Source organism: Nocardia sp. CA-119907 (genome assembly GCF_050955995.1).
GTDB lineage: Bacteria > Actinomycetota > Actinomycetes > Mycobacteriales > Mycobacteriaceae > Nocardia.
In genome coordinates, this window is sequence record NZ_CP192091.1 from 5,775,234 (window position 1) to 5,789,159 (window position 13,926).

The window sequence follows — 13,926 nt, forward strand, 5'->3', positions numbered from 1 at the left end:
ATGAAGTTCAACAGTCCAGTGCGGACGGGTCAGAAACCCTCGGACTCGGTCAAGTCGCGAGCCAGCGACAGCAGGGCATCGACATCCATCGCGTCGATGTCGCCGCCGGCCAATTCGCCATCGGGCTCGGCCGTACCGGCCAGTTCGAGCAGGCGCCCCAGCAGTCCGGTTTCCCGCAGTCTCGATATCGGGATGTCGAGCAGAATCCGCCTCAGTTCCGATTCCTCGTCATAACTGGATCCCGCCGCAGTGGAATCGGTTCCGAGCACGGTCCGGTGCAGGAAAGCGGCGAATGCACGCGGAGTGGGATGGTCGAAGACAGCGGCCACCGGCAAGCTGAGGCCGATTGTCGGCTCGAGTCGGTTCCGGAACTCCAGGACCCGCAACGAATCGAATCCGAGCGATTTGAAGGAATGATCCGACTCGACGCCATCCTCGGTCGAGAATCCCAGCACGGCCGCAGCCTGGCGGCGGACCAGTTCGAGGATCGCCTCGTGCTGCTGCTCATGGTCGAGATCGACCAGGCGGGCAGCGAAGGACCGCTCGCCCGGTTCGTACGCGGCAGACCTGCGCATGGGCATCAGCCCACGCAGCAGCGGACTGCCACCGGCGGCGAACTGGTCGCGGAGCGCGGACCGGTTCAGCCGTACGGCGATCGCGACCGGGGTATTCGCCTGCGCGACAGCTAGATCGAATAGCTCTCGACCTTGCTCGTCCGAAAGCGGCTGCACCCCTGCACGTTCCAGGCGCGCCAGGTCGGTGTCAGTGAGATGGGCTCCCATTTCTGTGGATCGCTCCCAGAGTCCCCAGGCGATGGAAGTAGCCGCCAAACCCGAACCACGCCGATACGAAGCCAAACCATCCAAAAACGCATTCGCCGACGCATAACCCGCCTGACCCGCAGTACCCAACGTCGCCGCCACCGACGAAAACAACACAAACCCCGCCAAACCCAGATCCGCCGTCAACTCGTGCAAAAACCACGCCGCATCAGCCTTCGCCGCCAACACCGCATCAACCCGATCCACCGTCAACGACGACAGCACACCGTCATCGAGCACACCCGCCGCATGCACCACACCGGTCAACGGACGATCCGCCGAGATTCCACCGACAACCCCCGCCAACTGATCCCGATCACCAACATCACAAGCGATCACCTCGGCCTCGGCCCCCAATCCGGCCAACTCCCCCACCAACTCCACCGCACCCGGCGCCGCCAACCCGCGACGACTCACCAACACCAAATGCCGCACCCCGTACTCAGCCACCAGATGCCGAGCCACCACCGCACCCAAACCACCGGTACCACCGGTCACCAACACAGTCCCCGCCCCAAAATCACCTACCGACGACGACGCCGCGTCCGCCATCCGAGAAAGCCTCGGCACACGAACTCCTCCCCCACGAACCGCCAACTGCGGTTCCACACCCAACAACTCACCCGTAGGCAAATCGGAATCCCAATCCTCCACATCCACCAACACGATCCGCCCCGGATACTCCGACTGCGCCGACCGCAACAACCCCCACACCGCCGCACCCACCACATCCGACACCACCTCCCCACCACCACACGCCACCGCACCCCGCGTCACCACCACCAACCGACCCCCACCACCAGCCAACCAACGCTGCACCACCAACAACACCCCACCAACCACCACATGCACCGCCGACACCACATCGACACCACCGACGACACGGCACTCCACCACCAACGTGCCCGGCACAGGCACCGATCCGTCGCCCGCCGTTTCCTGCAACAGGGCATCTGCAGCGTCGAGATCGATCCGGCGCTCCAGGTGTACCCCCTCGGCGGGCTCGGCGGCGTCCAGCGCAACCCAGTCCACCCGGTGCAGTACCTGGGTCCGGCCGCGTGCGGCCGCGCTCAGCTGCTCCTGCGAGACCGGCCGGAGCACCAGTTCGCCGACTGTCACGACTGGATGTCCGGCGTCATCGGCCATCACCAGCGACAAAGTCCCGCCGTCCGTGCCTGTGCCTGCCGTGACGCGTACCCGCACCGCCCTGGCACCGTGGGCGTGCACGGTTACCCCGCTCCAGGCGAAGGGCAGCAGCAGTTCCGGCGCTGCCTGCTCGGGTCCGGCGAAGAAGGCGGCGTGCAGTGCCGCGTCCAGCAATGCTGGATGAACATGGTATGAACCCGCTTGCCCGGCAACGGACTCCGGCAGATTCACCTCGGCACAGACCTCATCACCGGCACGCCACACCGCCGACAAACCCCGAAACGCCGGACCATATTCATAGCCACGCTCGGCCAGACGCGCATACAAACCGTCGACGTCCAGCGGCACCGCATCCCGCGGCGGCCACGAACGCGCCGACTCGGGCACCGCGATCACGAGTCCCTCGCGACGCAGCGAGCCCTGCGCGTGCAGCGTCCACGAACCCCCCTGCGCGCCATCATCATCGGGACGGGAGAACACCTGGACAGTCCGCTCGCCGGAATCCTGCTCGTCCTCGACCACGATCTGAATCCGCACGCCCCCGCGCTCGGGCAGCACCAGCGGCACCTGCAACACCAGCTCACCCACCACCGGGCAACCGACCCGATCACCCGCCGCGGCGACCAGCTCGACGAGCCCTGCCCCGGGAAAGATCACAGTGTCGTGCACGCTGTGGTCGGCAAGCCAGGATTGCGTTGCCAGGGACAACGATCCGGTCAGCACCACACCGCCGTCGGCAGCGCTGTCGAGCACCGCGCCCAGCAACGGATGCCCCGCGCCGGCCAAACCCAACGCCGCCGGATCACCACCACCCCGAACAGATTCCAACCAATACCGCTGCCGCTCGAACGCGTACGCCGGCAACTCCACCCACCGACCACGACCGCCGGACAACACCCGCCAATCCACCTCCACGCCCGCGGTGAAGGCTTCGGCCATGGAGGTCGACAAGCGCGTCCAACCGCCCTCGTCCCGTCGGATGGAGCCCGTCGCCGACACCGCGACTCCCCGGTCGGCGGCGATCTCGTCGATCGCCATGACCAGCACCGGATGCGGACTCACTTCGATGAAGCGGTCGAATCCGTCGTGGAGGAGCTGGTGCAGCGTGCGCTCGAAGAGCACCGGATATCGGCAGTTCCCGTACCAGTATTCGGCATCCAGTTCGCGGCCATCCGTGCTTTGTGCCGATACGGTCGAATAGAAGGCCACCGAACCGGGCGCCGGACGAACGAAAGACAGCAGATCGAGCACATTCGTCCGCACCGGCTCCACCATCGGTGAATGCGAGGCTACCGACGACGCCACCGTCCGAACTCGAATCCCACTGTCATGCAAAGTCTTTGCCAAACCATCGACCGCCTCGGTGGCGCCCGCGACGGTCACCGCGGCCGGACCGTTGACTCCGGCCAGCCAGACATCCGGCACACCGGCCAACCGCTCGGCCACCACTGACTCCGGCGCCGCCACCGAAACGATGTGCCCACGCCCCACCATCTCCTCGGCGAACAACCGTGACCGGGCCACCACGATGCGCGCAGCTTGCTCCAGGGTCAGGCATCCGGCAACACACGCCGCCGCGATCTCCCCCTGCGAACTCCCCACCACCGCATCCGGTTCGACGCCGACCGAACGCCACACTTCGGCGAGCGAAATCATCATCGCGAACAACACCGGCTGTAGGACCTCGATACGCTCCAGCGACGGTGCCTGCGCCGATCCCCGCACCGCAGCCGTGAACGGCCAATCCACCAATGGCTGAATCACCGCCGCACACTCACCCATCCGCCGCGCGAACACCGGCGATGAATCCAGCAGCTCACGGCCCATACCCACCCACTGCGAGCCCTGCCCGGGAAACACGAAAACCGTCCCGCCAGAGGTGCGCACTCGACCGGTCACCACATCGACTGCGGGTGTCCCCTGCACCAATGCCGACAATCCGGTCAGCATGTCGTCGCGACCGGTGCCGAGCACCACGGCGCGATGCTCGAACCTCGACCGCCGCAACAGCGCCACCGCGATGTCGGAGATTTCCGCGTCCGCATGCGCCGATACGAACTGTTGTAATCGCTCGGCCTGTGCCGCCAGCGCGGCGGGGGTGCGGCCCGATACCACCCACGGCATTCGAGCCGAGCTCTCCACGGCACCCGACGGATCGGAGTCACGTGGGTGCTGCGGATCGAACTCGGGCACCTGCTCGAGAATTACGTGAGCGTTGGTGCCACTGATCCCGAACGAAGAGACACCCGCCCGCCGCGGCCGCTGCGGGGATGTGTCCCACGGCCGAGCCTCGGTCAACAGCCGCACCGCGCCTGCCGACCAATCCACATGTGGGGTAGGCGCATCCACGTGCAGAGTCCGCGGCAGCACGCCGTGCCGCATGGCCATGATCATCTTGATCACCCCGGCAGCACCGGCCGCCGCCTGGGTGTGGCCCAAGTTGGATTTCACCGAACCCAGCCACAGCGGCCGATCCACCGGCCGCCCCTGCCCGTAGGTTGCGATAATCGCCTGCGCTTCGATCGGATCGCCCAATTTGGTGCCGGTGCCGTGTGCTTCGACCACATCCACGTCAGCGGCCGACAGCCCCGCATTCCCCAGGGCGGCATCGATGACCCGCTGCTGTGCCGGGCCGTTCGGAGCGGTCAGGCCGTTGCTCGCGCCATCCTGGTTCACGGCACTGCCACGCACCACCGCCAACACCCGGTGACCGTTACGCCTGGCATCCGACAGCCGTTCCAGGACAAGCACTCCCACCCCTTCCGACCAGCCGGTGCCATTGGCCGAGGCCGCGAACGACTTGCTCCGTCCATCCGGCGAAATCGCGCGTTGCCTACTCAACTCCACGAAGACTTCCGACGAGGACACCACGGTCACCCCGCTCGCCAGAGCCAGGTCGCTTTCCCTGGAACGCAATGACTGACAGGCCAGATGCGTGGTCACCAACGCCGAGGAGCACGCCGTATCGATCGTCACGGCAGGTCCCTGCAGGCCGAGCACGTACGCCACCCGACCCGATACCACGCTCGCGGTGGACCCCGTGAGCCGAAGTCCCTCGACGTCCACGCTGCGCTCGGGCCCGGCGCCATATCCCTGATCGATCAACCCGGCGAAGATCCCGGTACTGCTGCCACGCAGCGACATCGGGTCGATACCCGCGTCTTCCAATGCGGTCCAGGACGTTTCGAGCAGCAGCCGCTGATGGGGGTCCATCGCCACGGCCTCGCGTGGACTGATCCCGAAGAATGCCGCGTCGAAATCTCCTGCGTCATAGACGAACCCGCCCGACCGCGTATAGGACTTACCCGCCACATCGGGATCGGGGTCGTAGAGATCCGGATCCCATCCCCGATCCACCGGGAACTCTCCGGTGGCCTCCCGGCCGCCCGCAACCAGCTCCCACAACTCCGCTGCCGAGGCAACGCCGCCGGGGAAACGACACCCGACACCGACAATTGCTATCGGTTCCCGCTGCGCGAACAGCGCCTCCTCGTTCATTTTCCGGAGCAGCTTATTTTCCCGGACCGATTTGCGTAGTGCTTCGACGAGATCCTGCGTGGAAGTATTCATGGTCCCCCTCAATAGATTTCGGAGCTATTCCCTACCGGACACGTAGCCGATCAGATCGTCGACCGACATCTCGTCGAACTCGTCCGTCTCACTCCCCTCGACCTGCGGGAGTCCGGATTCATTGGTTGCCGAAAGTCTTTCGAGCAGGCGCAATATGCCCGACTGCCGCAGTGTTTCCGCCGGGATCGAATCCACCAGTCGTTTTATCTCCGCTGTCTCGTCCGGCTCCGCTTCGGAATCGCCGATCCGGTCGAGGAGATACTGTGTGATCGCGGTTGTGGTGGTGTGATCGAAGGCCAGCGTGGGCGGCAGGTTGATGCCGGTAGCGCCGGCCAGCCGATTGCGTAGATCGAGCGTGGTCAACGAATCGAAGCCGAGTTCCTGGAACGATTGCCCGGCATCGATACCGGTCGTATCGGAGTGACCGAGTACCGCCGCGACCTCGGTGGCAACCAGTTCGTGCAGCAACTGCCGGGTCTGTGCTGCGGACCCGGTACCGAGCCGCTGGAGCAAAGTCTGTGCCGGCGCCTGGTTGGCCGCTGTTCGCCGCGCGGGCGTCAGCGCCGCGAGAAAGGCGGGCAGCTGACCCGCTTTTGCCCGCGCGGCCAACTCCACTGTGTCCCAGCGCCCAGCGACCACCTCGGGACGTTGCGAGGTGAGAGCGGCGTCGAACAGTGCCAATCCGTCGGATTCGGTGAGTGCGGCGATTCCGGTGCGCCGCATCCGCGCCAGGTCGGCATCGGTGAGCTCCGACCCCATGCCGGTGGATTCCCAGAGTCCCCAGGCGATGGAAGTAGCCGCCAAACCCGAACCACGCCGATACGAAGCCAAACCATCCAAAAACGCATTCGCCGACGCATAACCCGCCTGACCCGCAGTACCCAACGTCGCCGCCACCGACGAAAACAACACAAACCCCGCCAAACCCAGATCCGCCGTCAACTCGTGCAAAAACCACGCCGCATCAGCCTTCGCCGCCAACACCGCATCAACCCGATCCACCGTCAACGACGACAGCACACCGTCATCGAGCACACCCGCCGCATGCACCACACCGGTCAACGGACGATCCGCAGGAATCCCGACCAACACGCGCTCCAACGCCGACCGATCCGCGACATCGCAAGCGGCTACTTCAACCTGCGCACCAAACCCGGTGAGCTCGTCCACCAACTCCACCGCACCCGGCGCCGCCAACCCGCGACGACTCACCAACACCAAACGCCGCACCCCGTACTCAGCCACCAGATGCCGAGCCACCACCGCACCCAAACCACCGGTACCACCGGTCACCAACACAGTCCCCACCCCAAAACCACCCACCACCGAGGCCCCAGCCCCCACCCGAGAAAGCCTCGGCACACGAACTCGTCCCCCACGAACCGCCAACTGCGGTTCCACACCCAACAACTCACCCGTAGGCAAATCGGAATCCCAATCCTCCACATCCACCAACACGATCCGCCCCGGATACTCCGACTGCGCCGACCGCAACAAACCCCACACCGCCGCACCCACCACATCCGACACCGACTCCCCAACACCACACGCGACCGCACCCCGCGTCACCACCACCAACCGACCCCCACCACCAGCCAACCAACGCTGCACCACCGACAACACCCGACCAACCACCACATGCACCGCCGACACCACACCCACATCACCGACGACGCGGCACTCCACGATGCATGTATCCGGGGCCGCTGCTTCGTCCAGGACAGCGTCGAACCCGTCGAGATCTACCCGCACTTCCGTGCCGGAACTCGGAGCCCTTCGCGCTTCCCCGGACAGCCCCACCCAATCCACCTGATGCAGTCCCGCACCGTGTCCAGGCATTGCCGACCGTAGCTGTTCCCGCGAAATCGGGCGCATCACCAGTTCGTCGACGGTGACGACCGGCCGTCCGAGGCTGTCGGCCACCAGCAACGACACGCTCGTACCAGCGTCGCCGATTGTTGTCGTGACATGTACCCGCACACCGGTGGCGCCGTGGGCATGGACAGTGACACCGGTCCAGGCGAAGGGCAGCACCAGGCCCAGTTCCCCTCCAGTGCCGGCATCGGAAAGCAATATGGCATGCAGGACCGCGTCCAGCAGTGCTGGATGAACCAGGAACGAATCTGCTTGCCGTGCAACGGACTCCGGCAGATTCACCTCGGCATGGATCTCATCGCCGACGCGCCACACCGCCGACAAACCCTGAAACGCCGGACCATATTCATACCCACGCTCGGCAAGACGCGCATACAAACCGTCGAGATCGACCGCCACCGCATCCCGCGGCGGCCACGAACGCGCCGAGGCCTGCCCAACGGCTATCAGCTGTTCACTGTGCAGCGACCCCTGCGCATGCAACGTCCACGAATCCGCCTGCGAGGCACCATCATCGGACCGGGAGAACACCCGCACGATCCGCTCGCCGGAGTCCTGCGCACCCCCGACCACCACCTGCACCCGCACACCGCCGACCTCGGGCAATACCAACGGCGCCTGCAACAACAACTCACCCACCACCGGGCAACCGACCCGATCACCCGCTGCGGCAGCAAGCTCCACCAACCCCGCGCCCGGGAAAACCACTGCCCCCCATATGGAATGATCGACCAGCCACGGCTGCGACACCCGGGAAAGCCATCCGGTCAGCACCACACCGCCGTCGGCAGCGCTGTCGAGCACCGCGCCCAGCAACGGATGCCCCGCACCGACCAAACCCAACGCCGCCGGATCACCACCACCCCGAACAGATTCCAGCCAATACCGCTGCCGCTCGAACGCGTAGGCCGGCAACTCCACCCACCGACCACGACCGCCGAGTAACACCCGCCAGTCCACATCCACGCCCGCGGTGTGTAGCCGCCCAACACCCGACGCCAGCGAAACCGGCTCAGATTGACCGGCACGCACCAACGCGACCGCCACCGCGCTCGGCTGCGCCGCGGTAATCATGCTCGTCAAGGCCGTGCCCGGTCCGACTTCCAAGAACCGGGTCACTCCGGCCGTGCTGGACGCCGCGATACTGTCGCCGAAACGCACCGTGCCGCGCACGTGCGATACCCAATACTCCGGTGTGCCGTAGACGATTCCGGCCTCCGCATGGTTCACAACGGCAGGCTCGTTCGGATCGACGATTCGAGCCGTCAGGTTGGCCGCGATCGGAATGCGCGGTGGGTGGACCTCGATTCCGGCGATGGCGGCCGCGAACTCGCCGAGCATCGGCTCCATCAGCGCCGAGTGGAACGCGTGCGACACCTTCAACCGGCGCAACCTGCGGCCCGAACCGGCGAAATGCGCTTCCACCGCGGCGACGGCCGCCTCGACGCCCGACACCACGACCGCACGCGGTCCATTTACGGCGGCGATATCCGTACCCGCTGGCAGCACCGCCGAGACCTCATCCACCGAGGCGTCGACCGCGAGCATGGCCCCACCCGTTGGCAGCGCCTGCATCAGGCGGCCACGCACAGCGACAACTTTGGCCGCGTCCGACAGCGACAGCACATCCGCGACATGCGCAACGGCAATCTCTCCGACGGAATGCCCGATCAGAATGTCCGGGCGAATCCCCCAGGCGCGCAACAACGCAAACAGCGCCACCTCGATCGCGAACAGCCCCGCCTGCGCGAACTCCGTGGCGGCCAGCAGTTCTTCGGCGGATTCCAGATCGTCGCGCCACACGATATCGCGAACCGATCGATCCATGAAGCGATCCAGTTCGGCGACGACCTCATCGAAAGCCGTTGCGAATACCGGGAACTCGGCATATAGACCTCGGCCCATGCCGACCCATTGCGAACCCTGCCCGGGAAAGACGAACGCTGTCTTTCCCTGTGCCGCAGCGGGTCCCGCCCCCACCGGCGCTGCCGCGCGGGCCACCGCCGTGAGGCCCGCCAGCAACTCGTCGCGATCGCGCCCGACGACCACCGCTCGATGGCCGAACCTGGAGCGTCCGATCAGCGTGGTGCCGACGTCGACGGCCGCCAGGGCGGGGTCCGCCGAAACGAATTCCAGCAGCCGCTCGGCCTGAGCACGCAACGCCGTAGCCGACTTCGCCGACAACACCCACGGCACAACCGGTGAAACACTCTGTGTCCCGAGCTGTTCGGGTTGCGGATCCGACTCGGGTGCCTGCTCGATGATGACGTGCGCATTGGTGCCACTGATCCCGAACGACGACACACCCGCCCGCCGTGGCCGACCCGCCGGGGTATCCCACAGCCGGGCCTCGGTCAGCAACCGCACCGCACCCCCCGACCAATCCACTTGTGACGATGGTGCATCCACATGCAAGGTTCGCGGCAGCACACCGTGCCGCATCGCCATGATCATTTTGATCACCCCGGCGACACCAGCGGCAGCCTGGGTATGACCCATATTCGACTTGATCGACCCCAACCACACCGGATCATCGCTGGGCCGCCCCTGCCCATAGGTTGCCAGCAAGGCGTTCGCCTCGATCGGATCGCCCAGTGTGGTACCCGTGCCGTGAGCTTCGACCGCATCCACCTCGGCGGCCGACAACCCCGCACTCGCCAGCGCCGCACCGATAACGCGTTGCTGTGACGGACCATTCGGCGCGGTCAAACCATTACTCGCACCGTCCTGATTCACCGCCGAACCACGCACCACCGCCAGCACCCGCCGACCATTGCGCCGCGCATCCGACAACCGCTCCAAGACCAGCACGCCCGCGCCCTCCGACCACCCCGTGCCATCCGCCGACTCCGCGAACGACTTACACCGGCCATCCGGAGACATCCCGCGCCGCCTGCTGAACTCCGTGAAAACGGCCGGGACAGCAAGCACGGTCGAACCGCCGGCGAGCGCGAGCGCGCACTCTCCCGAGCGCAGCGACTGCGCCGCCAAATGCATCGCGACCAACGATGACGAACACGCGGTATTCACCGACACCGCAGGACCTTCCAGGCCCAAGGAGTACGACACGCGCCCCGACATCACGCTGCCCGCGCTGCCGATCAACACCGCGCCCTCCACATTCGCCGGTGCGGACTCGGGCAGCCCGTAGTTTTCGTACATCACTCCGGCGAACACTCCGGTCGAGGTGCCACGCAGGCTTTCCGGATCGATGCCGGCGTTCTCCAGCGCCTCCCACGACGTCTCCAGCATCAGCCGCTGCTGGGGATCCACCGCCACCGCCTCGCGCGGGCTGATCCCGAAGAACGCCGCGTCGAAATCGGCGGCGTCGTAGACGAAACCACCCGATCTCACCGTCGACTTGCCCGCCGCATCCGGATCCGGATCGTAGAGATCCTCGGGCCACCCCCGATCGACCGGGAAGTCGCCGATGACATCGCGGCCACTCACCACGAGCTCCCACAAACCTGCCGCCGAATCCACCCCACCCGGAAAACGGCACCCCACACCGACGATCACAATGGGATCGTCGGAAACGGCTGTCACAGTCTCGGTTTCCCGAGACCCGGTATTGCCGGTGGCCCCGGTGACGATGAACTGGGCGAGGCGCCTCGGGGTCGGGTAATCGAACACCGCGGTTCGAGGCAGCGGCACGTCGATCGCCGCGACCAGCCGATTCCGCAACTCGACGACGTCGAGGGAGCCGAATCCCGAATCTTCGAACGCTGTGTCCGGATCGATGTCCTCCGACCCGGAGTGTCCGGACACGAGGGCAGTCTGTCTGCGTACCAGCTCCAATACGGCGTCGAAGCCGAGCGGGGCATCGCCGCCAGCCGAACCGCCGGCCGTAGGCACCGGCACCTCGTCCCGATCCGCGCTGAGCCAGTAGCGTTGCCGATCGAACGCATACGTCGGCAGATCCACCCGACGGCCGACGCCGACGGCGAGTGCCGACCAATCCACGTCCACACCCGCGGTGAACGCTTCGGCCAGCGAGGTGACAAATCGTTTCCAGCCGCCGTCCGCGCGCCGGATCGACCCGACGGCCAGCACCGAGGCGGCCCGCTCGGTGGCGATCTCGTCGATCGCGGCCACCAGCACCGGGTGCGGACTCATTTCGATGAAGCGGTCGAAGTCATCGTCGAGAAGCCGCTGCACCGTGCGCTCGAAAAGGACCGGATGCCGGTAGTTTTCATACCAGTACTCGGCACCGAGTGCCGTCCCTGTTATCGGCCGATCCCACACCGTCGAGTAGAAGGTCGCCGATCCCGCCGCCGGCCGCAGCCCGGCGAGCAGCTCCAGGAATCTTTCGCGGCTCGCCACCGACTCCGGCGCCGACACCCTGGTGTGCCCCTGCCCCATCGTCTCTTCGGCGACCAACCGCGACCGCGCCACCACAATGCGCGCGGCATCCTCCAGGGTCAACATGCCTGCGAGATGAGCCGCGGCGACTTCGCCGTGCGCGCTCCCCACCACGGCATCCGGTTGGACTCCGGCACCGCGCCACATCTCGGCCAGCGAAACCGTCATCGCGAACAACACCGGCTGAACCACATCGATACGTTCCAGCGACGCAGCCCCCGCCGAACCCCGCACCACGGCGAGTAACGACCAATCCACCAGCGGGTCGATCACCGCCGCGCACGCCCGTATCCGACCCGCGAACACCTCCGACGAATCGAACAGCTCCCGACCCATGGCCGCCCACTGCGAACCCGGCCCCGGACACACGAACACCGTCTTGCCCGATGTCCGGACTCGACCGTGCACGACATCGCTGTCCGGCTCATCGCCGCGCACCACCGATCCGAGGCCCGCGAGCAGTTCGCCGCGGTCACTTCCGAATACCACCGACCGATACTCGAACCGCGACCGCCGCGACAAAGCGGCCGCCACGTCGGCCTCAGGCAGGCCGCTGTGCGCCGATACGAACTCTGACAGCCGTTGCGCCTGCCCCTGCAGTGCGACCGGCGACCGTGCCGAGATCACCCAAGGGATGACCTTCGACATTGATTGGCCCGCATAGGAATCGGAGCCGGTATCCCCTTCGGCGCCTCGCGTGATCGGTTCCGGCGCCTGTCCGAGTATCACATGCGCATTCGTGCCGCCGATCCCGAACGATGACACCCCGGCCACCCTCGGGTGATGCGGCGCGTCCCACGCCGTCGGTGTGGTGGGCATCTCGAAGCGCCGGTCCGTGAGCCACTCACTCGCGGCCGGAGCGTCGAAGTTGATCTGCGGCGGAAACTGCTCGTGCTCCAAGGCCAGTGCCGCCTTGATCAAACCGGCTATGCCCGCTGCGGCGCCGAGGTGACCGATATTCGCTTTCACCGAGCCCATGCGGAGCGGACTCCGCGCCGCGCGCGCATCGAAGACAGTTCGGAGCGCCGCTGCTTCCGCGGCATCGCCCACCGGTGTGCCCGTGCCGTGCAGTTCGACGTATCCGACGTCGTCCGGCGTGACCTGGGCCGCGGCCATGGCCTGCCGCAGCAATGCCGCCTGCGCGGTGGCACTGGGCGTGGCCAATGCAGGACCTGCGCCATTGTTGTTGACGACGCTCGCGCGAATCACGGCATGGATGTGGTGCTCGTGCTCGATCGCGTCTTCGACCCGCTCGAGCACGAGCATGCCGCCCCCTTCGCCGCGGACGGTGCCGTTCGCCCGGCTGTCGAAAGCAAAGCAGCGATTGTCCGGGGAAATCACCCCGAGCCGGGACATCGCCTCGTGGCTCTCGATCGCGAGGTTCAGCTGAATTCCGCCGGCCAGTGCGAGATCCGATTCGCCCGAGATGATGCTGCGACACGCAAGATGCACCGCGGCCAGTGCCGAGGATTGACACGCGTCGACCGACATGCTCGGCCCGCCGAACCCGAAGGCATAGGAAATCCGATTGGCGACAATCCCGGCATTGGTCCCGGCGAGCGAGTAGGCGGTCGGTGCGGATTCAGCCGCGCGCGAAAGGAGTACGGCGTAGTCACCGCCGGAGACTCCGGTGAACACACCGACCCGGCGACGGTCGAGTTCTGCGCGGTCGCTGCCAGCTCGTTCGAGCGCCTCCCAGCTCAATTCCAGCATGATCCGCTGCTGTGGATCCATCGCCGCGCATTCCTGCGCGGACAGACCGAAGAACCGTCCGTCGAACGCGTCGACGTCGTCGATATAGCCGCCGGCGACGTCCTTCAACTCGCCCTCGGCTCGTATATCCGATGGCGTTGCGATCATTTCCGTGCCGCTGCGCAACAGGTGCCAGAACTCGTCCGGGGAGCTGGCCCCGGGAAACCGGCAGGACATGCCGACTATTGCGATATCACCACTGCGGTAGGCGTCACTTCCGTACTGGCTCATGTCATCCTTCGAGTTTCACCAAAACAGTTCGGCAACAACGGGATCCGGGCACAACAAGATCCGGGTACGACAAGGCCGGGCCGCAACTATGACGACGCTGGTGGCACATCGGCGTTCGCCGTCGATCGCTGACGGATGAGCGAGATCGAGCGCTTGCTCGCGGGCTGGT

General features: G+C 66.1%; 2 protein-coding genes. Both read right to left on the reverse strand.

The features are described 5' to 3' along the window. Nucleotides 1–29 precede the first annotated feature (29 nt). On the reverse strand, nt 30–5,537 hold the full coding sequence (locus ACQP2D_RS25455; RefSeq protein WP_433678425.1) for a type I polyketide synthase: 5,508 nt from the start codon (nt 5,535–5,537) through the stop codon (nt 30–32). A 24-nt stretch (nt 5,538–5,561) separates the two neighbouring features. Next, entirely contained in the window at nt 5,562–13,757 is an 8,196-nt protein-coding gene (locus ACQP2D_RS25460; RefSeq protein WP_433678426.1) for a type I polyketide synthase, read from the reverse strand. Between the last annotated feature and the right edge of the window lie 169 nt (nt 13,758–13,926).

Excerpts from the sequence above, each read along its gene's own strand:
- ACQP2D_RS25455 (WP_433678425.1), bottom strand. The coding sequence starts at position 5,537 with ATGAATACTTCCACGCAGGATCTCGTCGAAGCACTACGCAAATCGGTC.
- ACQP2D_RS25460 (WP_433678426.1), bottom strand. The coding sequence starts at position 13,757 with ATGAGCCAGTACGGAAGTGACGCCTACCGCAGTGGTGATATCGCAATA.